This is a genomic window from Actinomadura sp. GTD37, from assembly GCF_041951365.1.
In the GTDB taxonomy this organism is placed as follows: Bacteria; Actinomycetota; Actinomycetes; order Streptosporangiales; family Streptosporangiaceae; genus Spirillospora.
Window position 1 is genome coordinate 254,103 of the sequence record NZ_JBGNUS010000001.1, and the last position, 22,506, is coordinate 276,608.

Consider the following 22,506-nt stretch of genomic DNA (forward strand, 5'->3'; position numbering starts at 1 on the left):
CACCGTCACAACGCCAAGGCGATCACCTGGAACTCTCCAACGTCCGCTCATGCCGCATGGAGGACGTGCACACCTGTGGACGCTCGGTTGAATGGGCTACGGTCCTTTGATGACCTGGTTGACCGATACCCGGAACTCCTACGACGCCGTCGCGGCCGGCTACGCCGAGGAGACCCGCGACCTCCTCGACAGGCTGCTCCACGTCAGGGCGGGGGTCGTGCTGTTCGCCGACCTGGTTCGCGCGATCGGCGGCGGGCCGGTCGCCGACGTGGGGTGCGGGCCGGGGCACACCACCGCCCTGCTGCGGGAGTTGGGCACGGACGCGTTCGGCATCGACCTGTCACCCGTGATGATCGAGATCGCCCGCCGAGAGCACCCCGGCGCGCGGTTCGAGGTCGGTTCGATGACCGACCTGGAACTCGGCGACACCTCTCTCGCCGGTGTGCTCGCGTGGTGGTCGCTGATCTACATCCCGGACGAGGCGGTACTGGGTGTGCTCGGACATTTCCACCGGGTGCTGCGGCCGGGCGGGATGCTGGCCGTGGGATTCCACGTCGGTGACGAGTCGAAGATCGAGGCGAACGGTGAGGGTGACCAGGCCTTGCAGGCGTATGTGCACCATCGCCCACCGTCCCGGGTGGCCGACTGGCTCCGCGAAGCAGGTTTCACCGTCGAGGCGCAGCACCTGCTGAATCCGGACGAGCCGAAGCCGGGCGCGATCCTGTTCGCTCGCCGCCCCGCGGCACCGCCTCGGTAACCGCCGAAACCCCTCGTGGATTCTGCATGACAGGCTGCACAACCACTGACGTAACCCACGAACCCACTGACCGGCACCCGGGCCACCGGAAATACCCAGCGCCTTCCACGTGAGCTCATGTGAGCTGACGTGAGGTACGGCACTACATCACATGGGCGTGGACTGATGGACGACCAGCGTTCGGCTGCGCCGACGTCGCTCCATGGCACTCCGGCGACCTCGGCTCTCCGCAGTCCTCGGAAGGCCACGTCACGAGGTGGGCAGCCGGAACGCGTACGTGAACGGCCTGACCGTGAACCTGTCGGCGCTGGAGGCCGAGCCGCGCAGCTACCACCCGACGATCGCCGGGCAGCACGCCCTGGCCCATCTGTTCATCGCCCAGATCAAGAAGGGCCCGGGCCGCCCGCTGTCCTGGCGGCCTGGGCGGCGAAGGCGTCCTCGACGTCGTCCGGCGTGATCTCGGGGCCGGGGAGATCGGCCGGGCCGTCGCCGGCCAGGGCGGCGAGGAAGATCGCGATCTGCCGGTCGGCCAGCAGCCGCCAGTCCGGGCCGTACGGCGGGGACTGCGTGATGAGGGTCGTGAAGACGATGACGTCGGTGGTGTTGACGCCCGCCCGGATGGTGCCGTCGGAGCGGCCTCGGGCGAGGAACGCGTCCAGCATGCGATTGATCGTCCGGCGGGCCCGCACCGCTTCCGCGGTCATCAGCGGCGGCGCCCCGCGCAGCGGCAGGACCAGCTGGTCGCGGACCTCCAGGCAGCGCGTGAGGTACTCGCCGATCGCCCGGCGTCCCGGGCACTCCAGCTCCTCGATCTCCTCCAGGACGCGGACGAGCAGGCCGTAGGAGCGGTGCTCCAGCGCGTGCATGAGGGCCTGCCGGTCGGGGTACTTGCGGTACAGGGTGCCGACGCCCACGCCTGCCTCGGCGGCGATGGCGGCCAGCGGCACGTTGCGCCCCTCTCTGAGCATGGCGGAGACGGCCGCCGCGAGGAGCCTCTCCCGGTTGGCCTCGGCGTCCCGCCGGGGACGGCGTGGGCGGGACGCCGGCGAGCCGCCCGTACGTTCGTTCGTGCCGGTCACGTGTGCCTTCCGGATGCCCATGGGAGGTCCGGCTCCAACCGTAAACCGGACACGCGGGAATGCCACCCGGCTTCCCCAGGTTAAACGGACGAAATGTTCCGCTAAATGCGAGGAGGTCGCGTGATGAGCATCCCGTACCTGGCTCAAGCCGACCAGCAGCAGAAGCTCGAATGGCTGGACGGCGGCACCTTCTCCGTGCTGCTGGACTCCGCGGCGACCGGCGGGCAGCTCACCGTCGGCCGGTTCGACGTCCGCGAGGGCGAGGCGCCGCCGTTCCACATGCACACCCGCGAGGACGAGATCTTCATGCTGATCGAGGGCACCGCCCTGCTGTGGGTCGGCAACGAGGAGATGGAGATGTCCGAGGGCGGCACCGTCTACCTGCCGCGGAACATCCCGCACGGGTACCGCATCACCTCCGCCACCGCCGACCTGCTCATGATCGCTACACCGGGCGGCATCGAGGGCATGTTCCGGCAGGCCGGCCGCGACCGCGCCACCCCCAGACCGCCCGATTTCGAGATCTCCAAGGAGGCGCTCGCCGCCGCGGCCGACGCCTACGGCCAGGTCATCGTCGGCCCACCGCGCTGAACCGAGCCTGGGCGGCGGCCCGCCGGGCCACCCGGTTCACGCATATCCCGTGACCTGGGGATCAGCGCCCCGGATAGAGACGCCCAGCAGGTAGGAGGTGGCCACCATCGACGCCAAGGCCCGCTTGCCGTCCGTCCGGCGCCGCACGGGCCAGGGCGCGGTTGCGGCGGACCTCGGCGCGGCGGTGCTCGCGCAGGGCCTGCGTGGCGATTCCGTAGAGCCACGGGCGCGCGTCCGGACGTGCGAAGTCGTACTGCCCACGTTTGCGGAAGGCGGTCAGGAACGTCTCCGCGACGACGTCCTCGGCCGTGCCAGGGCCAAGCGGCGGGCGACGTAGCGGTGGATCTCGTCGCCGTGCCGGTCGAAGAGGTCCGCGAAGCTGCCAGGCCGCTGGAGTGACTCCTGCAGGACCGCGGCGTCGATGAGCGTGCCGAGAGGGATTTCGGGTTCCGTCCCGGAAGGCGCGGTCAACATGTGCCCCGTCCGTTCATAGGGATCCTTTCGGGTGCCTTTCACCCGGTACTCGACCGGTCGCCCCGGAACGGTTCCCTTTGCGGATCGCCTCCCCCGGCGGCCCGGGTTCGTCCGGCAGGTTCCCGTGGCCGTCAAGCTCTACATCGGCCCGCTTCCGGTCACCTGCCGAAGCAAACATCCGCTCATACCGCTGACCGCGCGGCTCCGCCGTTGGGGGGCGTTTGGCACGGTATGAGCGGGCGGCTAGCTTGCCTGGATGGCGTGGAAGAGGCCGACCTGTCGGCTCGTGGACGGGGAACGGATCGACGGGGTGTGGTGCCACGTCTGGGTCAAGGGCCATTTCGGCGTGTGGGGATCCACTGGGGACGCAGGCGGGTTCCGTCCTCATGGGTGAAGACCCGTCCGGAGTCCACCCATACCTCGGAGCTGGCAACGGACCTTTCACGTTTCTGACGGGTCCTCCAGTCCAGCGGTACCGAGGCGGTCGCCTCGTCCAGCGACACAGTGCGTTCGCCGGCCTCGAAATGGTGTCGTCGTCCTCATCGTCCTGGCTCTCGGGAACAGGGCTTGTCTCGCGGACGGCACCCACGGGCGCGCCGTGTGCGGGCACTCGGCAGTAGTAGTCGGCCAACGCGAGGTGGATCACGCCGACCCGCTTGCTCGGCCCGGGGCTGCCGACCTTGGCTCTCGTGCGGGGCCCATGGGACGTCTGGGCGACCAAAGCCTGGGCAAGTACCGACCTTGGAGCATCCGGCGGTCGCCTTTGGACGGCTGTCGGCGCGGACGTGGGTTCCTAGGTTCGAGATCATGATTGTGAAAGGCACTGGCGCGCCCTCATTCCCGCGCCGGATGGCGCTGGTGATCGGCCTGGTACTGCTGTCCCCGGTCTGCGCGGAGTACCTCATCGGCTACGACCAGATCATCGGGCGTCCGCTGGAGCTGCTCGGCGGGCTCCTCATCCTCGCGCCGCTGTACGGGACCGTCGCGGTACTGATCCGTGAGGCCGCCCGCCGGACCGGCCGGGGCTGGCCGGCGATCGTGCTGCTCAGCGCGGCGTTCGGGCTCGTCCAGGCGGGGCTGATCGACCAGAGCCTGTTCAATCCCGACTTCGTGGACGAGCCCTCCTGGGACCGCGACCGGCTGCCGACCCACATCCCGGCACTGGGCGTCAGCGCCCACTACCTGCTGAGCTTCGTCGCAGGGCACGTGATCTGGAGTTTCGGCGCCCCCATCGCGGTCATCGAGGCGTGCGCGCCGCGCTACGCGGGACGTCCATGGCTCGGACGGGCCGGCATCGCGACGATGGTCGTCCTTTACGGCCTGGGCGCGGCGATCATCTTTCACGAGCACACCAGGGACTTCATGGCGAGTCCGGCGCAGCTGGGGACCACCGCGGCGATCGCCGTACTGCTGGGCATCGCCGCGTTCGTCCTTCCCCGCCGGTCCGCGCGCGTGCCGGGCCGGGTTCCGCCGCCGTGGCTCGTGGGGTGCGGTGCCGTGATCCTTTGGGGCACCCACCAGTTGGCATCCACATCCTGGGTTTGGGTGGCGCTGGGGGTGCTCGCCCTCACGCTCGCGGCCGGATGCCTGCTGCGGTACTCCGGACGGCGCGGCTGGAACCACCGGCACGTCCTGGCGGCCAGTGGAGCCGCGCTGGTCGTCAACTCGGCGCTGGCTTTCGCGGTCGAGCCGCTCGGCGAAACGTCGTACCCGGTCAAATACGCCGTCAACACCGCCCTCTTGCTGGGCGTCCTGCTCCTCTTGGCCCTCGTCGACCATAATCTGCGCCGATTCAAAGAGACCGCCGCGCAGGTAGAAAGGTCCTGAACATGCGGTCGCACCCGGATACGTCCACGACACTGGCCCGATCGGTCTGGGCCCAAGGGGCGCTGTGCGCGGCGGCGGCAGTGCTGCTGGCGGGAATCGCGTGGCTGCTCGATCCGCTCGCGAACTGGCTGACGGGCCTGGACAGGGCACCGATGCAGGGCCCCGCCGAACTGCTGGTCTCCGTCCCCGAGCCGTGGCTCACCATCGGCCTGATCTCCCTGGGAGCACTCGCGGGAATGGGCCTGATCCTCTTCGACTCCCTGGAGCAGGTCTCGGTCACCGTGTCCGGCGAGCGGGTGATCCTCAAGCGGACGGGCCACTCGCAGGAGATCGCCCGCGAACAGGTCGGCCACGTATTCCGAGAGAAGGACCGGCTGGTTCTGCTCGGCCACCAAGGCGAGGAGATCGCCCGGGAGAAGTGCGACCTCAACGCCCGGCGACTCGCCGCGGCCTTCAGCAAGCACGGCTACACCTGGGTGGACGGGGACCCGTACGAGGACGAATTCCGAATTTGGGCTCCCCAGACCCCGGAACTGCCCGAACTGGCGAACGCACTGCTCGCGGCCCGCGCGGACGCCCTGAAATCCTCGAATTGCGGCGACTCCGTCAAGGAACTGCGCCGCGACCTCGCGCGGATCGGCATCGTCGTCCGCGACAAGGGCAAGCAGCAGTACTGGCGCGGCCCCGGCCGGCGATGACGCGCCGCCGCGGCCGGCGCTGCCCGCCGCGGTCGACCAAGTAACCGTCCGGACGAGCGGTTTCACCCGCCTTCCTTTGAAGCGAGGGGGTGATCACCTCGCGTCAGGCGTAGGGCGCGGCTCTTACTGCGGGCGGTCATCGCCTTGGCGCTGGTTCAGTGAGCCGGAGATCTCCGAGTCGGAGACGGTCTGTTCGCCCGGGCCGGCCATGCTCTGGAGCGCGTCACCGCCTACCTTCGTCCCCTCGACGCGCTGAGTACCGCGGCCCTCGTCCTCGCGATCTTCCGATGAGCGGCGGTCGGACCATGTCACCGACGCCTGGAGAGCCCCGCCGAGGACGAGGAGGACGGCGGTCGCCACCCACAGGGCGGCGGTCCAGTCCTGGATGAGCAGACCCGTCGCGACGTTCACCGCTCCGGCGACCACGAACGTGCCGCCCGCTGCGACCGCACGCTTGACTCCCTTGCCCATGGCGCTCCCTTGAGCTCAATCGAAATGTGATCTGATACCGAAGAGCTGGTCGGCGTACAGTGCGGGGTCCAGCCATTCTATATGTGCGGTGCAAGGTGCGTGGTCGATCCGTCTGAACGTGACGGTCACCCTGTTCAGGTCCTCGGGGAGTTGCCACCCCAGGGTGCTGAATGAAGTACTGCGACCCGTATTCAGGACGTGAGTATGCGGCGTTCTGGACGCGTTCACGGTTATCGACATGACGATCGAGGCGGCTTCGCAGTTCTTGACCTCGATCGAGCCGTCCAGTCTGCGGTAGGGCCACCCCAATCGATGTGGTGGAACCGAGAAGGCGCTCGTCACCGCGTTGTCCGGCGGCATCGTCCAGCCCCAGGCCGGCACCGTGACGAAGTCAGCATCGACTCCGCCACCGACCTGCAAATGCACATCGTAACGCGTCGGCGCTTTTCCGGTCTCATATTTCAGTGGGCCGCCCTTGAAGGTGATGCCCACTATCAGGGCCGTGATGAAGATGGCGGCGAGATGTGCCATCAGCCTGGTCACGGGCACGAAGAGCTGCGCCTTGGCGATCTGCAGGCGCGACGTTTCTGGCTTGACGACCTCGTGCGGATGGTCCTGCAGCAGCAGGGAATTATCCGCTCTCAGCCGCTCCTGGAGCCGAACGTGCCGGAATTCGTAGAAGACGCCGGGCTTTCGCAGTACGCCGCGGCTGTGGGCGTCCTCGATGAACCTCAGAAGGTGGAACGGCAGCAAACCCCTCATGGCGAGCCAGAGGCGGGCCGCCATGTATCGGCCCCAGGCCGTGCTGATGAGGGTCGCCACCGCGGCGAAACTCCCGTAGACCAAGGCGTAGATCATTGTGGTGACGGAGTCGGCGCCGACAACGCCTCCGAGCCAGGCGCTCAGCCCGACCGACCCGGCGGTCCCGGCCACCGAAGCGACGAAGACGGCGAGCAGCCGGTAGCGGCGCAGGTGGGATCGGGAGTCCGCGGTCTCCCGTTCCGTGATGACGATCTCCTTGCCTTCTCGTAGGGCACTTGAAGTAAGACCCACCGAGGCCAGGACGAGGATGGCCCCGCCGATGGCCGCTGCGGTGTTCCACATCAGATAAAGGATCCAGCCGGTCCCCAAGCCGAAGATCAGCCCGGCCGCGAGGTCCGCTATCGGCGAATGGAAATGCCACCAGTGGACTTCTTGCGGGCCGCGCGCCAGGGTGCCGAGCCAGCGCTTCGCCTGGTCCTCGCGATAGGGTAGGCCGAGGTGACGCGCGTATGTGGCGGGGATGTAGGCGTCCAGGAGGTGCTCTTCCACGCTCTGGACGTCAGAGTGCGCAAGGAGTTCATTCGGGTCTGTCGTGGGCCGCTTGTAGGCGGTCCGGGCGAGGAACAGCATCAGCGGTGTGGACAGGGCGTGGGCGACCGGGCCGTCGGGATCGTCGCGGAGGCGCTGGAACAGCGGGCGCCACCTCGTGTCATCGGTGAACGCGCTGCTCAGATAGCCGATCGCGTCCTCGACCATGACGGAGGCGATCTCGACGACGGCCGCCCTGGCGAGCGGGGCGCCGGACGCCTCCACCGCGGCCACGTACTCCTCCCGGCGGCACGTCACCACGAAAGGCGCCCTGTCGTCGAAGGCCGCGCCGATGCCTTCGATCACCTCCCCCACGGAACCTGTGCGCACCTCGTCGAGCCCGTCCAGCACAGGGATGATCCGCCGCTCCCTGATCAGCCGCAGTGCCGTCTCCCGGCCCTGCGCGCGGGACTCGCCGATGTCCGGATGGTCCTGCTGGACGCGTGCGGCCATCCACGTCATCAGGGGGATGTCCGGATGCCAGGAGGCGAGCGACAGGAACACCGGCACGGGGCCGTCCGCGTCCTGTGCCGGTTTCGGCAGCAGTTCCCGGGTCAGCAGCAGGGCCTGGACCGTCTTGCCCGCGCCCTGCTCACCGATGATCGCCAGCTGGCGGTGCGGCAGATCGCGGAAGATGCCGGCGATGCCCGCCGAATCGTCCTCCAGATTCAGCAGCGCGGATTCCCGGGCCTGAACGGGCCGTTCTGTCGAACGAACACGGACCACGAGCGGTGACGACGTCCATAACGAGCGCTGTCCGGTCTCCTGGCGGACCCGCGCGTCCACGGACGCGGCGAGGCGTCGGACGGCATGGTCCAGCGGTGTCCCGCCCGCGATGTAGATCTCCTGGTGCTGGTACAGCGGCCCGCGGATCTCCGAATGCTCGACTCGCTGGCTCATGGCCGCCGCATCGAGCGGATCCTTATCCCTCCGCCTACCAGTCCGCCCTTTCCATGCCATCGCACCGTCCCGAATCGCTATCGCGCAGATGCTCTTATCGGGCGGCCGACGACGAATTGCGGGAGTTTCATCGGGCTGCCGCCAGGTGAGTACAGTATCCGCTTCGGCGCGTGCGGGTCGGCGGGCCGGCACCAGGCCCTCGCCGGACGTCTGGAACCAGACCTTCAGCCAGCGCGGGTGACGTCGTAATTCCGTGCGCGGAGGATTCCGGCTGAGCGTGTGGTGACCCAGCCGGAATGCCGCTGGTCGATCAGCGCCGCGCCACCCACCCGGCCGACGAGCACCGCGACCAGGTCGCTCACTCAGCGTCGCGGCAGATACAGCAGCGTGGGCAACGGCGAAAAGCTGGAAGAGCCCGCGTGAAAGCGTTCGGGCGGGCGAGCGAAGTAGAAGTGACGACCGTCCTCCCGGAGGTGCCCATGCCGGACCCGACGGAAGGGGCGGCAGCGTGACCGCCCCACCCGATACGGCCCCGACGGACGCGGAACTGCTGGCCGCTCGCCCGACCCGAACCCGATCTCCCCCACGCTCGACAAGGACACCGGGACGGAGACCTTCCTGGTCTGCGACGGGGAGATGACGTTCAAGCAGGTCCAGGCGCTGCCCGCCGACCCCGGGAAGCTGAGGAGCGCGCTGAAGCGGGCGATCCCGCGCGACCACGCCACGGCGGGCGGAACCGCGGACGAGGTCGTGAAGAACTGCGTGGTGGACCTGCTCGGCTTCGTCCCCGCACCGCCGAAGGCACGCGGCGCCGCCGATACTGTGATCATCGATCCGGAATCCTCGCTCGTGCTGAGCACGTCGACCACCACTCCCGCCGTCCGCGGCAAGGTCGCCAAGGTGCTGTACCTGGAGGCCGGGTGGACCGACAGCGCCCCGAGGATCCCCACCCTCCCGTAACGACCGCGGCGGGTCGCCCTTAAGTACAAAGGGCGACCCGCCACAATTCACGGAGGAACTGTTCGGGACGCCCCGACCAGAGGGCGTCCCGGTCGTTCAGACTTCGGTGGGCTCTTCGGCGGGCGCGGGGGCGTGGACCTGCGGCTCGGGGCTGGGACGTCCCGGCAGCAGGAGGCAGAGCGGAACAGCCGCGGCGGTGAACGCGGCGGACCACCAGAAGGCGTCGCCGAATCCCGAGGCCAGCGCGGCGGGGGTGTGCGCGTCGGCCGAGGCACGCTCAAGGATCATGACGAGGACCGCGACGCCCATGGACGCGCCGACCTGCTGGGCGACCCGGCTGATGCCGGAGGCGGCCGCGATCTCCTGGCGCTCCAGCCCGACGAAGGCGGCGCCGGTGATCGCGATCATGGCCCCGCCCAGTCCGAGGCCGCGCACGAACAGCACGGCCATGAGCGTGATGTTGCTGGTGGAGGCGGTGACGAAGCCGAAGGGGACGGTGGCGGCGAAGGTGAGGACGAAGGCGGCGATGGCGACGGGACGCGAGCCGAAGCGGTCCATGTACCGGCCGGCCACGGCGCGGGACAGGAGGGCGCCCACCCCCGTCGGGATGAGCAGCAGTGCGGCGCCCAGGGCGGATTCGCCGCGGACCTGCTGCCAGTACAGCGGCAGCAGGAGCATGGTCCCGTACAGGGCCGCGCCGGTCAGGAACACCAGCGCCGTGGACGAGGCCAGGGCGCGGTGGCGGAACAGCCGGATGTCGAGCAGGGCGTCCGGTCCGCGGCGCAGCGCCCACCAGACGTAGCCGGCGAGCAGGGCCGGGCCGGCGGTCAAGGGCAGCGCCACCTTGATGCCGGCCAGGCCGTCGGTTCCGGCGAGCTGTGTGAGGCCGTAGATCACGACGGCGATGCCGGGGGACAGCAGCAGCATGCCGACGGCGTCCAGGCGGGTGCGGGTGCCGGGGCGGGGCCCGTCCTCGGGCAGGTTGCGCCAGGCGAGGTAGCCGCCGATGAGGCAGAAGGGCACGTTGAACAGGAAGATCCAGCGCCAGTCGCCCAGGTGCAGGATGGCTCCGCCGATGACCGGGCCGATGATGGGGCCGAGGGCGGTCGGCACGGTGATCAGGGACATGGCCCCGCCGATGTTGCGGCCCTTGGCCGCCTGCATGACCAGCGTGAACATCAGCACCATCAGGGTGCCGCCGCCGATGCCCTGGACCACCCGGAAGGCGATCAGGCTCTCGACGTTCCACGCCGCGGCGCACAGCAGCGACCCGATGAAGAACAGGCCGAGGCCGCTGATCCACAGGCGTTTGCCGCCCAGGACCGACTGGGCCCATCCGACGGCCGGCATCGTGGCGGACAGGGCCAGCAGGTAGGCGGTGGTCACCCACTGGGTGGTGGCGAGCGAGGTGTGCAGCTGCCCAGCGAGGCCGTCGATGGCGACGCTCATGATCGTGGTGTCGAAGATGACGGCGAGCGCGCCGACGATCAACGTGAAGGTCAGGCGGCGCAGGGCCGGGTCGATGCGGTGGCCGGTGTCCGGTGGCGGCGTGGTGCCGTCGGCGTCCATGAACGCTCCCTAAGATATACGGGTCTATCTTACGAGGGTCAGCGTAGGCCGCTAAGATTAGATAGGCAAGTCTATCTAAGAGATTCGGAGGGGTTTTCATGGCCGAGCGACGCCGCGGAGCGGCACTGGAGAAGGCGCTGCTCGACGCGGCCTGGGCTGAGCTCGCCGAACACGGCTACGCCAGGTTCACCATGGACGCCGTCGTCAAGCGCGCGGGCACCAGCCCCCCGGTCCTCTACCGCCGCTGGCCCGACCGTGACGAACTGGTCCGGGCGACCATCGCGCACACCCTGCGGCAGAACGTCATCGACGTTCCCGACACCGGAACCCTGCGGGAGGACGTCCTCGCCCTCATGCGGGAGATCAGCGCCACCCGCCTCCAACTCGTCACCGTCATGAGCGTGAACCTGGCCAGCTACTACCAGGCGACCGGAACCAGCCCCGGCGACCTGTTCGACCCCTCCACGACGGGGCGCAAGGAAGCTCTCGACGTCCTCTTCGACCGCGCCGTCGACCGCGGCGAGATCAACCCGGAACGCCTCACCGAACGCATCAAGTCCCTCCCCTTCGACCTGCTGCGCCAGGAATTCCTCGCGACCTTCGCCCCCGTCCCCGACCGCGTCCTCGAAGAGATCGTCGACACGATCTTCCTCCCCCTGGTGCGCTGACCGCGGCCCCCCCAAGCGGTATCCCGGCAGCCGCGGTGTGCCCGTTTCGCGTCGGGCAACGTCACTTCGTCATACAGCGGTCGCGCAGGATGGCGGCTCCGTCGCCGTCGAGTTCGGCGCAGTAGGACGTGCGGCCGGTCATCGCCATGATCAGGCTCAGGGTGGTGCCGGACACGAGCGGTCCGGAGCCGGTGCCGAAGGAGCCGTCGGTGGCCGCGAGCCGCAGGCCGCGAACGTTTCCCTTGGCGGGGACGACGAGATTGGAGCCCTGGTAGTAGTCGGCCACCATGGTCAGGGCGGTGACCGGGTAGTCGCGGTGAATGCCCAGCGGGCGTCGGATGTCCTCGCCGTGCACGATGGCCTCGCCGAGCATCGCCACGGCCGGCAGCGGCGGCTTGCTCGTGCTGGTGATCACACGGCGGAATCGCGCGAGCGTGTCGGCGGGCGTCGCGCCGAGTTGCCCCGCCAGTTGGACGGCGACCTGCTTGTCGAAGTCGAAACGGCAGCGGATCACCCCTGCCATCCACTGCAGGGTGTTGAGGCTGGCCCCCGCGGTGAGGTGGGCCAGCACGTCCCGGACGGTGAACAGGTCGCACAGCGAGGGCGTGGCCCATTCCTGATCGCCGAGCTCCGCGAGATCGGCGGCGAGGGCGGCCCGCTCGGCGTGGATCAGCGGCCACGTGTCGGCCGCGGAATGACGGCGGTTGGTCGGTTCCGGCGGAGTCATGGCGGCGACGCTCCTGTCCTGTGGTGGATGGTGGTCCGGCAGCGGCCGACCAGTCCGACGCGCTCGCCGTCCGGATCGGGGTCAGGCGCGGTCGGACGTGGGTGTTCTCGGGTGAGACTGCCGCCGTGGGGCGAAATCACCGTTCGCGGTGAATGTTCTCCCGGACGGGTCAGGGCGCCGCAGCCTCCGATCATCGAAGACGCGCGGGCGGCGCTCACCACCGCCTGCGCGGACGTCCTGACGATCAGCGCCGCCGAACTGGCCGACAAGCTTGCGACGATCCACGACGGCATTCTCGTCGATGACGACCTGGACACCGGGCTCCTCACTGCCATCAGCGCGTTAGGGCATTGGCAGAGCTATCCGGAGCAGAACCGGCGCGGCGAGCTCTACGAACTCGCCATCCGCTCCATTGAGGACGTCGACCACGAGGTCTCCGCCGATCTCGACGACTTCCTCGCCACACCGGAGATGGCCGCCGAGTACGACCGCATCCGCCGGCTTCTGGCTCCCGGCACGGTACGGGGGCGCCGGAACACTCCGCTCACCGTCCAGGAATGACCCGGCGACCCGCGCCGGGCACCGGGAAGCTCCCGCACACCTTGCACCGCGCATAGGGGTCGCCCAGGCCAACGTCCTAGAGGATGGCTGCCATGGAACCGGTCGCTTGATGCCTTGCCGAGGTCTTGTACGTCCGCAACTGCACGATCCGACGGGCGCTGCAATTGGGAGGTGCGTGTTTCGCGGGGTGCGACTCCGCCATGCAGGTCGGTTGGCGGGACCTGGTGCCCGCGCGGTCACGGACGTCTTCTCCCGCGACACCAAGGTTCACCAGGTGCGTTGACTTGCGGCGTGTTGTTGTTATGAAGGCGCCGATAACAACAACACGCCGCAGATCAACGCAGGCGGGGCCTGTGGGGGGCGCGGCCTCGTGCGCGCTGGCCCGGTGGTCGGACGAGGCCGGCTCGTTGAGCGATCCGAAGGCGTGGGCGAGGCGGTCACCGAGTATCCGCATGCCGATCCACGGCTCCTTGGCCGCCTCTCAAACGCGGAACCGTGGCAGCCTAGACCTCCCCTGGACGGGAACGTGGCGGCGTCCGGCGCGTCCGGCGGTTCGTTGATCTGCGGCGTGTTGTTGTTATGGGGCGCTCGATAACAACAACACGCCGCAAGTCAACGCAGCCCCCTGCGGTGAGTAGCGGACGGGCGGACGGGAGGGAACACCCCTCCGCTGGTCTTCAGGTGCGGTCGATGACCGCGAAGACGACCTTGCCGACGTTGCCGGCCAGGGCGCGGATGCCCCAGCAGCGGGCGTACTGGTCCACGATGAACAGACCACGGCCCGTCTCACTGGACGTGTCGGCCGCCAGCATGTGCGGGAGACCGCACGCGGCGTCCTGAACCTCCATCCACAGGGCGTCGTCCCCGGTACGGCTCAACCGCAAGATCACGTCCTCGTCGCCCGTCTCCGACGTCGCGTGCTGCAAGGCGTTGGTCACCAACTCGCCGGCCACCAGGCACGGCACGAAGTCGTCCATCCCGTACTCCCCGGTGACCAGCCGCACGAACTCCCGGACCTCCGCGACCACCTTCAGGTCCTGCTTCACCACCATCTCGTTCTCCGCCGCGCCCTGACCCATGACCTTCTCCTCACTGTGTGTGTCGAACACCACACAGTGAGCCACTTTTCGGACTAGAATGCGGGTGCCGCTGAAAGGTGGCAGACAAAGGAAGATCACCCCCCGTTTAGGCACCTTCCACTGAGAGGCAGGAGCCATGCCCCCGCGACGTCCTCGACGTCCCAGCGAATCCCCCGCCCTCATCGCCTTCGGCCGTCAGATGCGCCGACTGCGCGAAGCTAAGGGCATCAAGCAGGAGACCATCGCCCACCTGACGCAGGTCAGCGGCCCGCAGGTCAGCAAGATCGAGAACGGCAAGAAGCGCGCCACCCGCGCCTTCGTGGAGTTCGTAGACGAGTACCTGGAAGCCGATGGCTCCCTCATCAACCTCTGGGAGGACCTCAACAAGGACGGCCACCCCGTCCCGATCTGGTTCGACTGGCCGCAGATCGAAGCCGACGCGGTCATGTTGATCTGCTGGCAGCACTCCGTCGTCCCAGGGCTGGCTCAGACCCCCGAGTACGCACTCGCCATCGTGCACGGCAATCAGGAGGCCGCAGACCTGAGGATCAAGCGCCAATCCATCCTCACCAGGGACGACGAGCGCGGTCCGGCGATTGTCGTGTTCCTGATCGATGAGCAGGTACTCACCCGCCAGGTCGGGACCGCCGAAACAATGAGAAAGCAGCTGGAGCACCTGATCGAGCTCAGCATGATGCCCAACATCACCGTTCAAGTAGTGTTGGGCAGCGGTGAGCACGACGGCAACATGGGCGCCTTTGTACTCGCGACCATGGAGGATCGGAGCGAGGTGGCGTATGCCGAAACGGCCATACGCTCGATCACGACGGATGACCCCGCCGACCTCTCCGTCATGGCTCGAACGCTGGTCGACCTCCGCTCACGTGCACTCACACAAGAGCAGTCACGCGAGCTGATCAGGAAGGTGGCTCAAGAAAGATGGACCTGACGAACACAAAGTGGCGCAAGAGCAGTTACAGCGGCTCTAACGCCGCCGAGTGCGTCGAGCTGGCCGATGTGGCCGGTGCGATAGTGGCGGTGCGGGACAGCAAGGACCCGGACGGCCCCGTCCTCCTGCTCACGCGCGCAGCCCTGCGCACAGCCGTCCAATCCACCACCGAAACGCACTGACCCCCAGCACCACCCACCCGGCGCCCCCGACCCACCGAGCAGCGGCGGGTCGTCCCGTCCCCTGACCCGGACGACCACGCCGCCCTGGGGACGGACACGCAGTCGATGACCAGCATCTTCCATTCCGAGCCCGAGCACATCACCGCAGGTGCCGAACAGCCGGCCTGATCTCAGTCGTTGTCGGGCGCCATCGAGACCACGACCTTGCCTGCCTTGGTGCGGCCCTGCTCGACGTATGCCATCGCCTCGAGCGTCTGGTCGAACGGGAAGGTGCGATCGATGACGGGGTGGAGCTGCCCGCTGTCGTAGAGGGCGCCGAGTTCGCGCAGCTGGGAGCCGTTGGCCCGCATGAAGAAGAACTGGTAGCGCACGTTCAGAGCCTTCGCCTGCTTGCGAACCTTGCGACTGAGCATGTTCATGACCGCACCCATGGGCCAAGGGGCGCCGAGCTGCTTGGCGAACTCGGCGTCCGGCGGGCCGGTGACACCTATGGCCAGGCCGCCGGGCTTCAGCACGGTCAGCGACTTTTCGAGGTTCGTCCCGCCCAGGGAGTCCAGCACCAGGTCGTAACCGGACAGGACCTTGGAAAAGTCCTCCTTGGTGTAGTCGACGACGACGTCGGCGCCGAAGCTCCTGACCAACGTCTCAGTGTCGGTGCTCGTGGTCGTCGCCACTGTGGCGCCCAGGTGCTTGGCGAGCTGGATGACCGTCGACCCCAGGCCACCGGCACCGGCGTGGATGAGCACCTTCTGTCCCGGCTTCACGTGGGCACGCTCGATGAGGATCTGCCAGGCGGCCAAGGCCACCAGCGGCACCGCGGCCGCCTGTTGGAGGGTGAGCGAGGCCGGTTTGGGCGCGACGTCGTCCTGGTCGATCGCGATGAACTCCGCGAAGCCCCCGATCCGCAGGTCGCGCGGACGGGCGTAGACCTCGTCGCCGACCTTGAAGCCACCTACGGCGGAGCCCACCTGCGTCACGACGCCGGCCACGTCGTGGCCGAGTACGAACGGGGGCTTGTACTTCAGGAGCCGTTTGAATTGCCCGTTGCGGACCATGGTGTCGAGCGGGTTGATGCTGGTGGCGCTCACTTCGACCAGGATGTCGCGGTCCCCGGCGGTAGGTCGGGGTACCTCCGCGGCGCGCGCGCCGTCCTTGCCGTACTTCTCGACGACGAATGCCTTCATGTCAGCCGGCCCTCTGCGTGATCTTCTCGGAGGTGTTCTGGCGGTCGATGTGCTGGTTCGGACAGTCCTTCTGCTCAGGCGCCGAGGTGTCGGCGGAGCCACTGGCCCATCTGCCGGATCGACTGGTCCACCTCGGGTACACGCCCTGCGCCCAGGATGAACGAATGCTGCCCTTCGGGCATCGGGTGAACCTCGGAGGTGACCTTGAAGTCTGCGAGTAGGCGGCCGAGCCGGGCGCCGTCGTCGGCGAGGGTCTCGTACTCGCCGTAGTAGACGACCGTGGGCGGCAGGCCGGTCAGATCGGCGTTCACGAGGCTGACCTGGGGGTCGGCGACGTCCACAGCGGGGTCTTGCAGCCAGGCCGCTCGGAAAAGTTCGAGCGTGCCCCTGCTGAGCATCTTGTCGGTCTTCTCGTTCTCTCCCACCGACGCGTTCTGGAGGGTGAGGTCGGTCCACGGCGAGACGCTGACGATCGCGCCCGGGGTCGCCTCGCCCTTGGCGAGCAGACGCAGCGGCAGCATCACCGCGAGGGTGCCGCCGATCGAGTGGCCCGTGCTGCCGATGTTCTTCGGCTCATATCCCTGCGATTCGCTGCGAATTGGGTCATCAAGTACAAGCGCCCGACATCGAGAGCGTCCCCGGCCCTGCTTTTCGCATGAAGCCGACCGAGTGAGCCGAACGCGCTGGCACCAGTCGACCGACGCGAACTGTGCAACAACACGCCGCAGGTCAAGTGACCCGCGACCGCACCGAGCAGATCACGTCGTTCCCGGACCGCCGCGCTCCGGACTGCACCGACTCCCGACGACGATGCCGCATCGTCGATCACGTACGGCGCAGACCGGTCGGACGGTCAACCGTGCGCGTCACGCGATCAACTGCGGCGGCGCGGACGAGGCGAGGCTGGAGGGCATGTCAACGCCTCAGTCCTCGCCGCCGTCCACCGACGGTCCGCCGCCCGAGTCCCCGGCCCGGCCCGGCGGCTCGGCGAACTGGTCGCCGATCGTCGCGCTCGCCGCCGGGATCGCGGTGCTCGTCGCCAGCGAGTTCCTGCCGGCGAGCGTGCTGCCCGCGATGGCCGCCGACCTCGGGCTCAGCGAGGGCACCGCCGGCCTGGCCGTCGCGGCGACCGCGGTCGCGGGCGCGGTCACCGCGCCCAGCATCGCGGTGCTGCTGCCGCGGACGGACCGCCGCACGGTCCTGACCGCGCTGCTGGTCGCGGCGGCCGTCTCGAACCTGGCGGTGGCGGTCGCCCCCGGTTTCGCCGTCCTGCTCCTCGGACGGCTCGTCCTCGGCGTCGCCATCGCCGGGTACTGGTCGTTCGCGTTCGGCGCCGGAACCCGCGCCGTGCCGGGACGCGACAGCGTGGTCTCGACGTCCATCGCGCTGGGCGTCACCCTCGCGACGATCGCCGGGGTCCCGCTGGCGTCCCTGCTCGGCGACGCGGTCGGCTGGCGGTTGGTGTTCGGCGTCGCGGCGGCCCTCGGCATCGCCGCCGCCGTGGCCGTGGCCGTGACGTTGCCGCCGGTCCCCCCGCACCCGGCCGCCGGAATGGCGATGCTGCGGGCGGCGCTCGCCAACCGGTGGCTGATGGCCGGGGTGCTGGGCGTGGTCCTGGTCGCGTTCGGCAACTTCGCCGCCTACCCCTTCATCCGGGTCGCGGTCGAGGACGTCGACGCGGGCGCCACGGTATGGCTGCTGCTGGCCTGGGGCGTGGGCGGAATGGCGGGCAACCTCGCCGCCGGACGGTTCGCGGGACGGCTGCGCGCGGTGGTCGCCGCGGCCCCGCTGCTGCTGGCCGGCGGCCTGCTGGTCACCGCGACCGCGCCGTCCCTGCCGCTGCTGGCCGCGGGGGTCGTCGTGTGGGGCCTGGCCTTCAACATGGTCCCGGTCGCCACCCAGCTGTGGGTGACCCGCGTCGAGCCCGAGCGCACCGAGTCGGCCCTGTCGTTGCAGGTCACCGCGTTCCAGGTGGCGATCACGCTGGGGTCGGCGTCAGGAGGCGCGCTCCTGGACGCCCGCGGCGTGCAGGCGGCCTTCCTGCTCGGCACGGGGTTCGCCGCGGCGGCCGGGCTGCTTTTCGCCGCGCTGCGCGTCCCGCGCGGGTGACGGCTCCCGCCACGCCTGCGGCGCGACGCCGTGGTGGGACGAGAACGCCCGGCTGAAGGCGGCGGCGGAGCCGTACCCGACGGCGGACGCGACGTACTCCACCGGACGCGAGGGGTCCGCGAGCAGGCGGCGCGCCTCCCGCATCCGGACCTCCCGGAGCGTCTCCGCGGGTCCGCGGCCGAGTGCGCGGCGGAACCGCTCGCCCAGGGCGGAACGCGACAGGTGGACCAGCCGGGCCATCCCCTCGACGGTCCACGGTTCGGCCGGGCGGGCGGTCACGGCGGCCACCACCGCGGTGACGGCCTCGTCCGGAGGTCCGGCGTCGCCGCCCTGGTCGTCCTGCCAGGAGGTGGTCATCGCCGCGCCGATCAGGTTGCCGTAGCTGGCGGCGAACAGGGTCGGCCGGCACGCGCGTTCGAGCGGGCACTGCGTGACGAGCGCCATGACGCCGCCGTGCCGGGCGCCGAAGCCGCGGACCACCAGCGGGCTGGGCATCCGGTGGACCGGGACGGCCATGCGCAGGTCCGCCACGACCAGGGCGGACTCCTCGTGCCGTTCCGACGCGGTGAGCCGGTGAGCGGTGCGGGCGTCGATGAGGACGGCGTCCCCCTCGGCGAGCGACTGCGCGTCGAACGCCGCCTCAAGCGTGAGCCCGCCCGCCAGCACCAGCGCCCACAGCGGGGCGGGCGGTTCGGTGAGCACTGCGCCCGCAGGCAGCCGGACATGGTCCATGCCCGACATCACCCACGCCGGTTCCGGGGAGGGAGTGCCGACGTCGTCTGCCCGTGAGACGTCCACGATGTTCGCCACGTGAGCTGAAGCACATGAGAGACGACGGCCTATTCCCGCACGTCCCGGATGGCGTCGAAACAGGCGGGAGGTGCGCCCCGCCGACGTGGCCGCACTGTGGGCCGTTCAAATTCCGGCCCAGATGCCTCCCTTGGAGGGCTCAGGGGCGGGTCCAGTGTTGGTTGGGGCCGCCGTTGCAGGTCCAGATTTGGACCTGGACGCCGTTGGACGTGGCGTTGTCGGGGACGTCCAGGCATTTGTTCGCGCCGACGGCGGTGATGCCTCCGTCGGAGTTGAGGCGCCATTTCTGGTTGTTCTGGCCGTTGCAGTCCCAGATGATCACGCTGGTTCCGTCGGCGGTGCCGTTGTTGTTCACGTCCAGGCACTTGCTTCCGTAGACGCGTAGTTCGCCGGCCGTTGTCGACGTCCATTGCTGGTTGCTTTGGCCGTTGCAGTCCCAGATTTCGACTCGCGTTCCGTTGGCCTGGGACGCTTCGGTGACGTCGAGGCATCTTCCCGAGCCGACGCCCCGAATCCGGGACGCGGGGTTGGGGGTTCCGCCGCTCACCCGGAAGACGACGGTGCCGTGGGACGGCACGCTCGCCGAGATGGTTCCGGTGGTCGAGGTGACGGCGTTCGTCCAGGCGTCGCGGAGGCTGAAGGAAGTGCCGGACAGGCCGATCGCCGAAGCGGTGGTGCTGATCGTCGTCGTGCCAGCGCCCTGGTTGAAAAGCGCGACCGCGACGTCTCCGTTGCTCAGCGGTTTGGCCAGGACGCGGCGGGCGCCGTCGTTGCTGATCTGGTTCGCTTGGCGGCCGAGAGAATCCTGGTTGATGGCGATCAGGTTCTGGTTCTTCAGGATCGCGGCGGTGGCGGCGTCCATGTTCCGGACGTCGTTCCCCGCGATCAGCGGCGCGGCCATGACGGCCCACAGGGCGAAATGGCTGCGCATCTCGGTGTCGGTCATGCCTCCGCGGCCGACCACCATCATGTCGGGGTCGTTGAACTGCCCCGGCTTCGCATAGCCCGACAGGGGGACGTTGACGTTGACGATGTTCTGGATGCCCATCGGGTAGCCATTGGTCTGCCCGGAGTTCCAGACGTTGGTGATGTCCTCGGTCGTGCGCCAGATATTGGCGACGTCACCCCAGTTCCGCTGCGGGCCGGTCTTCTCGTGGATGCTGTTCGGGTTGATGCTGTAGAGGATCGGACGTCCGGTGGCCGCCAGGGCATCGCGCATCTTCGCGAAGGTGCGCACCTGGTCGTCAATGGTGCCGGTCGGGGAGCACCAGTCGTACTTGAGATAGTCGACGCCCCAGGCGGCGAACTGCCGGGCGTCCTGGGCCTCGTGGCCGAGACTGCCGGTGGCGCCCGGATAGGAGCCGAAATACTGGGCGCAGGTACGGTCCAGCGGCACTTCGTAGAGACCGAACTTGAGGCCCCTGGCGTGCAGGTAGTCGCCGAGCGCCTTCATGCCGCTCGGGAATCTCGACGGATTGGCCCGCAAATTGCCGGACGAGTCGCGGTTGGGATCGAACCAGCAGTCGTCCACCACGACGTACTCATAGCCGAGGTCGCGCATGCCGGAGTTGACGAGCGCGTCGGCAGCCTGGTGGATCAGTGTCTCGTCGATGTTGCAGCCGAACGTGTTCCAGGTATTCCACCCCAGGGGCGGGGTGCGGCCCACGCCGTTGTCCAGCGCCTGGGCCTGGGGAGCCGGGCCGAGCGCCACGGCCATTGCCGCGGCCGTGGCCACCGTCGTCAGTAGCGCGCGGATTCGTTTCCGTTTCATCGAGATCGCTCCGCAGTGGTTCGAAGGCCGGTTCCGTGGGGCGTCGACCTGGGGTGGCGGGCCCGGACCCGTGTCACATCGGTCAGCGCTGCAAGGTCAGCAGACCCGGCCGGTAGGGCAGGAGGCCGTAGTCGCCGCCGGAGTTGGGGCTGCGCCCCTGGTAGAGGAGTTGGAGGTTGCAGGGATCGACGGTGAAGGTCTGGTCGGCGCTGGTGCGGATCAGTTCGCCGTGGCTGATGTCGTTGGTCCAGGTGGCGCCGCTGTTGGCCTTGCCGGCGAAGGGGTTGCCCTCGGACGCGGCCTGCGGTGTCCACGAGCCGTTCAGGCTGGTGGACGTGAACGAGCGGAAGTAGCGGCCCTGCGAGCCGATCGCCTCGACGAGCATGAGGTAGCGGTTCTGGTCCTGGAGCTTGTAGACCTGAACGGCTTCGAACAGGTTGTTGGTCGAATCGCTCATGACCACTGTCGAGCTGCTGCCGAAACTGCCCGGGAAGTTCCCGATCGGCATGCTGGCCCGGTAGATCTTGCCGTTGTCACCGGCGAAGAAGAGGTACATGTTGGAGCCGTCGCCGATGAGCGTCTGGTCGATGGGGCCCGTTCCGGAGCCGGAGATGCTTCCGGTGAAGAGCGCTTGCTCCGACGACCAGCCATTCGGGTTGGTGGGGTCGCTGGACGTCCGGTAGGAGAAGGCGGTCCCGCCCCACTGGTAGGCGAGCACCCAGATGTTCTTCGGCGCGAAGTAGAAGAGCGTGGGCGCGACGGTGGAATTGGACATCGTGTTCTGGCCGGCCGAGGCCATCTGCGACCAGTCGCCGAACAGGCCGAAGTTCATCGACCCCCATCTCGTCCCCGTGTCGTGCGTTGTCGCGTAGACGAGATTCCTGCCGTTGTAGGGGGCGACGGTGAAGTCCTTGAGCGAGACCCATCCGGACTTGGGCTGCGCCAGCGCGCCCGTTGACGTCCAGCGGTAGGACGACGGAAGGTCGCACGACTGGCCGGGGTCACCGCCGCCGCCGACCTCGACGAGCTGCCACTGCTGGTTGTTCCCGCCCCAGTCGTCGTACTGGACGATGTTCGCGCCGTCGGCGGTGGAGCCGCCCTGTACTTCGAGGGCCTTGTTGCTGTTGCGGGAGATGAACCTGACGTAGCCTCCCGAGCTGTCGGCCAGCCGCCACTGCTGGTTGGCGCCGTTCAGGTCGGTCCACTGGACGATCGAGCCGCCGTTGGCGGTGGAGTAGTCGTAGACGTCCAGCACCTTGCCGGAGTGGCGGGACTTGATGCGGTAGTAGCCGTCGCCGGACGGGACGAACTGCCACTGCTGCTGGTTCTGGTCGTTCCTGGCCCACTGGGTGATGCGGGCGCCGTCGTCGGTCGCCAGGTTGTAGACGTCCAAAGCCTTGCCGCTGTTGCGGTTGACCAGGACGTACCACTTGTTCACGTCCACCGTCGCGGCTTGGGCGGCCGGTGTGTTGATCACGGACAGGAGCACCGACAGCAGAAGCGATGCCAGCACTGCTGCACCGGTCCTCAGCATGGACTTCCTCCTTTCGTACGTTGATGTGAGCGCTAACATTTCCAACCCGGGCGGGACCTCTTCTCCATCGGCGATTGGGGGAGGTGGTGGTGGGCCGGAGTAAATACGAGGACGCGCGACTCGTCAAGGCCCCCGTCCGTCGAAAGGTTTCGCTCGCAGGACGCCTGCCAGATCGCACATACAGGCCGGCGACTGGACATCCGCCATGAAAGATTTTGAAACTATTGACGAGATCTCAGCGGGATCACACACTGAG

23 protein-coding genes are annotated in these 22,506 nt (G+C 68.6%); 10 read left to right on the forward strand and 13 right to left on the reverse strand.

What is annotated here, in order from left to right; translation table 11 throughout:
- Positions 1–109: 109 nt before the first annotated feature.
- A complete protein-coding gene (locus ACA511_RS01225) occupies positions 110–757 on the forward strand; it encodes a class I SAM-dependent DNA methyltransferase (protein ID WP_375022121.1) in 648 nt (215 codons plus the stop codon).
- 383 nt (positions 758–1,140) lie between these two features.
- Here the strand turns inward: ACA511_RS01225 and ACA511_RS01230 are convergent, their stop codons facing one another.
- Positions 1,141–1,836 (reverse strand): TetR/AcrR family transcriptional regulator, encoded by a 696-nt coding sequence (locus ACA511_RS01230; protein WP_375022122.1) that lies wholly within the window; start codon positions 1,834–1,836, stop codon positions 1,141–1,143.
- Positions 1,837–1,959: 123 nt separating this feature from the next.
- Here ACA511_RS01230 and ACA511_RS01235 point away from each other — a divergent pair, with 123 nt between their 5' ends.
- Positions 1,960–2,427, forward strand: coding sequence for a cupin domain-containing protein (locus tag ACA511_RS01235; RefSeq protein ID WP_375022123.1), 468 nt, complete (start codon positions 1,960–1,962; stop codon positions 2,425–2,427).
- A gap of 61 nt (positions 2,428–2,488) precedes the next feature.
- Here ACA511_RS01235 and ACA511_RS01240 read toward each other — a convergent pair whose 3' ends face one another.
- Positions 2,489–2,707, reverse strand: a complete 219-nt coding sequence (locus tag ACA511_RS01240) for a hypothetical protein (protein WP_375024665.1) — start codon at positions 2,705–2,707, stop codon at positions 2,489–2,491.
- A gap of 1,043 nt (positions 2,708–3,750) precedes the next feature.
- Between ACA511_RS01240 and ACA511_RS01245 the strand changes: the two genes are divergently transcribed.
- Positions 3,751–4,728 (forward strand): hypothetical protein, encoded by a 978-nt coding sequence (locus tag ACA511_RS01245; RefSeq protein WP_375022124.1) that lies wholly within the window; start codon positions 3,751–3,753, stop codon positions 4,726–4,728.
- 2 nt (positions 4,729–4,730) lie between these two features.
- Positions 4,731–5,426, forward strand: coding sequence for a hypothetical protein (locus tag ACA511_RS01250; RefSeq protein WP_375022125.1), 696 nt, complete (start codon positions 4,731–4,733; stop codon positions 5,424–5,426).
- Positions 5,427–5,549: 123 nt separating this feature from the next.
- Here ACA511_RS01250 and ACA511_RS01255 read toward each other — a convergent pair whose 3' ends face one another.
- The 3 genes from ACA511_RS01255 to ACA511_RS01265 form a co-directional block, all read right to left on the reverse strand.
- Complete coding sequence (locus ACA511_RS01255) at positions 5,550–5,897, reverse strand: hypothetical protein (protein WP_375022126.1); 348 nt, start codon at positions 5,895–5,897, stop codon at positions 5,550–5,552.
- 15 nt (positions 5,898–5,912) lie between these two features.
- Positions 5,913–8,147: a hypothetical protein gene (locus ACA511_RS01260; protein WP_375022127.1), complete on the reverse strand. Its 2,235-nt coding sequence runs from the start codon at positions 8,145–8,147 to the stop codon at positions 5,913–5,915.
- Between the two features lie 224 nt (positions 8,148–8,371).
- On the reverse strand, positions 8,372–8,509 hold the full coding sequence (locus ACA511_RS01265) for a hypothetical protein (RefSeq protein WP_375022128.1): 138 nt from the start codon (positions 8,507–8,509) through the stop codon (positions 8,372–8,374).
- 274 nt (positions 8,510–8,783) lie between these two features.
- Here ACA511_RS01265 and ACA511_RS01270 point away from each other — a divergent pair, with 274 nt between their 5' ends.
- Positions 8,784–9,107 carry a hypothetical protein gene (locus ACA511_RS01270; RefSeq protein WP_375022129.1) on the forward strand — a complete coding sequence of 108 codons (324 nt, stop codon included), beginning with the start codon at positions 8,784–8,786 and terminating at the stop codon, positions 9,105–9,107.
- A 96-nt stretch (positions 9,108–9,203) separates the two neighbouring features.
- Here ACA511_RS01270 and ACA511_RS01275 read toward each other — a convergent pair whose 3' ends face one another.
- Entirely contained in the window at positions 9,204–10,676 is a 1,473-nt protein-coding gene (locus ACA511_RS01275) for an MDR family MFS transporter (RefSeq protein WP_375022130.1), read from the reverse strand.
- A gap of 98 nt (positions 10,677–10,774) precedes the next feature.
- Between ACA511_RS01275 and ACA511_RS01280 the strand changes: the two genes are divergently transcribed.
- Entirely contained in the window at positions 10,775–11,344 is a 570-nt protein-coding gene (locus ACA511_RS01280; RefSeq protein WP_375022131.1) for a TetR/AcrR family transcriptional regulator, read from the forward strand.
- Between the two features lie 61 nt (positions 11,345–11,405).
- Here ACA511_RS01280 and ACA511_RS01285 read toward each other — a convergent pair whose 3' ends face one another.
- Positions 11,406–12,071 carry a maleylpyruvate isomerase family mycothiol-dependent enzyme gene (locus ACA511_RS01285; protein WP_375022132.1) on the reverse strand — a complete coding sequence of 222 codons (666 nt, stop codon included), beginning with the start codon at positions 12,069–12,071 and terminating at the stop codon, positions 11,406–11,408.
- Between the two features lie 111 nt (positions 12,072–12,182).
- Between ACA511_RS01285 and ACA511_RS01290 the strand changes: the two genes are divergently transcribed.
- Entirely contained in the window at positions 12,183–12,632 is a 450-nt protein-coding gene (locus ACA511_RS01290; RefSeq protein WP_375022133.1) for a hypothetical protein, read from the forward strand.
- A 677-nt stretch (positions 12,633–13,309) separates the two neighbouring features.
- Here ACA511_RS01290 and ACA511_RS01295 read toward each other — a convergent pair.
- Positions 13,310–13,711, reverse strand: a complete 402-nt coding sequence (locus ACA511_RS01295) for an ATP-binding protein (RefSeq protein WP_375022134.1) — start codon at positions 13,709–13,711, stop codon at positions 13,310–13,312.
- Between the two features lie 136 nt (positions 13,712–13,847).
- Here ACA511_RS01295 and ACA511_RS01300 point away from each other — a divergent pair, with 136 nt between their 5' ends.
- Complete coding sequence (locus tag ACA511_RS01300) at positions 13,848–14,660, forward strand: helix-turn-helix domain-containing protein (RefSeq protein ID WP_375022135.1); 813 nt, start codon at positions 13,848–13,850, stop codon at positions 14,658–14,660.
- Positions 14,651–14,842 (forward strand): DUF397 domain-containing protein, encoded by a 192-nt coding sequence (locus tag ACA511_RS01305; RefSeq protein WP_375022136.1) that lies wholly within the window; start codon positions 14,651–14,653, stop codon positions 14,840–14,842. Before ACA511_RS01300 ends, ACA511_RS01305 begins: the two co-directional genes overlap by 10 nt.
- A gap of 170 nt (positions 14,843–15,012) precedes the next feature.
- Here the strand turns inward: ACA511_RS01305 and ACA511_RS01310 are convergent, their stop codons facing one another.
- Positions 15,013–16,026: an NADP-dependent oxidoreductase gene (locus ACA511_RS01310; RefSeq protein ID WP_375022137.1), complete on the reverse strand. Its 1,014-nt coding sequence runs from the start codon at positions 16,024–16,026 to the stop codon at positions 15,013–15,015.
- A gap of 74 nt (positions 16,027–16,100) precedes the next feature.
- Positions 16,101–16,754 carry an alpha/beta hydrolase gene (locus ACA511_RS01315; protein WP_375024666.1) on the reverse strand — a complete coding sequence of 218 codons (654 nt, stop codon included), beginning with the start codon at positions 16,752–16,754 and terminating at the stop codon, positions 16,101–16,103.
- Between the two features lie 184 nt (positions 16,755–16,938).
- On the opposite strand from ACA511_RS01315, the gene ACA511_RS01320 reads away from it, so the two are divergent.
- Positions 16,939–18,135: an MFS transporter gene (locus ACA511_RS01320; RefSeq protein WP_375022138.1), complete on the forward strand. Its 1,197-nt coding sequence runs from the start codon at positions 16,939–16,941 to the stop codon at positions 18,133–18,135.
- On the opposite strand, the gene ACA511_RS01325 is transcribed toward ACA511_RS01320, so the two are convergent.
- The 3 genes from ACA511_RS01325 to ACA511_RS01335 form a co-directional block, all read right to left on the reverse strand.
- Positions 18,022–18,945 carry a helix-turn-helix domain-containing protein gene (locus ACA511_RS01325; protein WP_375022139.1) on the reverse strand — a complete coding sequence of 308 codons (924 nt, stop codon included), beginning with the start codon at positions 18,943–18,945 and terminating at the stop codon, positions 18,022–18,024. The two genes, ACA511_RS01320 and ACA511_RS01325, sit on opposite strands and share 114 nt — an antisense overlap.
- 139 nt (positions 18,946–19,084) lie before the next feature.
- Positions 19,085–20,716: a lectin gene (locus tag ACA511_RS01330; RefSeq protein ID WP_375022140.1), complete on the reverse strand. Its 1,632-nt coding sequence runs from the start codon at positions 20,714–20,716 to the stop codon at positions 19,085–19,087.
- 82 nt (positions 20,717–20,798) lie between these two features.
- The gene (locus ACA511_RS01335; protein WP_375022141.1) at positions 20,799–22,250 is read right to left on the reverse strand and encodes a non-reducing end alpha-L-arabinofuranosidase family hydrolase; all 1,452 of its coding nucleotides are present in this window, start codon (positions 22,248–22,250) and stop codon (positions 20,799–20,801) included.
- Between the last annotated feature and the right edge of the window lie 256 nt (positions 22,251–22,506).

Bases quoted from the DNA above. Each gene is read 5' to 3' on its own strand.
- ACA511_RS01335 (WP_375022141.1), bottom strand. From the start codon at position 22,250: ATGCTGAGGACCGGTGCAGCAGTGCTGGCATCGCTTCTGCTGTCGGTG.
- ACA511_RS01300 (WP_375022135.1), top strand. From the start codon at position 13,848: ATGCCCCCGCGACGTCCTCGACGTCCCAGCGAATCCCCCGCCCTCATC.
- ACA511_RS01305 (WP_375022136.1), top strand. From the start codon at position 14,651: ATGGACCTGACGAACACAAAGTGGCGCAAGAGCAGTTACAGCGGCTCT.
- ACA511_RS01225 (WP_375022121.1), top strand. From the start codon at position 110: ATGACCTGGTTGACCGATACCCGGAACTCCTACGACGCCGTCGCGGCC.
- ACA511_RS01330 (WP_375022140.1), bottom strand. From the start codon at position 20,716: ATGAAACGGAAACGAATCCGCGCGCTACTGACGACGGTGGCCACGGCC.
- ACA511_RS01280 (WP_375022131.1), top strand. From the start codon at position 10,775: ATGGCCGAGCGACGCCGCGGAGCGGCACTGGAGAAGGCGCTGCTCGAC.
- ACA511_RS01310 (WP_375022137.1), bottom strand. From the start codon at position 16,026: ATGAAGGCATTCGTCGTCGAGAAGTACGGCAAGGACGGCGCGCGCGCC.
- ACA511_RS01245 (WP_375022124.1), top strand. From the start codon at position 3,751: ATGGCGCTGGTGATCGGCCTGGTACTGCTGTCCCCGGTCTGCGCGGAG.
- ACA511_RS01235 (WP_375022123.1), top strand. From the start codon at position 1,960: ATGAGCATCCCGTACCTGGCTCAAGCCGACCAGCAGCAGAAGCTCGAA.
- ACA511_RS01260 (WP_375022127.1), bottom strand. From the start codon at position 8,147: ATGAGCCAGCGAGTCGAGCATTCGGAGATCCGCGGGCCGCTGTACCAG.
- ACA511_RS01275 (WP_375022130.1), bottom strand. From the start codon at position 10,676: ATGGACGCCGACGGCACCACGCCGCCACCGGACACCGGCCACCGCATC.
- ACA511_RS01250 (WP_375022125.1), top strand. From the start codon at position 4,731: ATGCGGTCGCACCCGGATACGTCCACGACACTGGCCCGATCGGTCTGG.
- ACA511_RS01320 (WP_375022138.1), top strand. From the start codon at position 16,939: ATGTCAACGCCTCAGTCCTCGCCGCCGTCCACCGACGGTCCGCCGCCC.
- ACA511_RS01285 (WP_375022132.1), bottom strand. From the start codon at position 12,071: ATGACTCCGCCGGAACCGACCAACCGCCGTCATTCCGCGGCCGACACG.
- ACA511_RS01255 (WP_375022126.1), bottom strand. From the start codon at position 5,897: ATGGGCAAGGGAGTCAAGCGTGCGGTCGCAGCGGGCGGCACGTTCGTG.
- ACA511_RS01270 (WP_375022129.1), top strand. From the start codon at position 8,784: ATGACGTTCAAGCAGGTCCAGGCGCTGCCCGCCGACCCCGGGAAGCTG.
- ACA511_RS01295 (WP_375022134.1), bottom strand. From the start codon at position 13,711: ATGGGTCAGGGCGCGGCGGAGAACGAGATGGTGGTGAAGCAGGACCTG.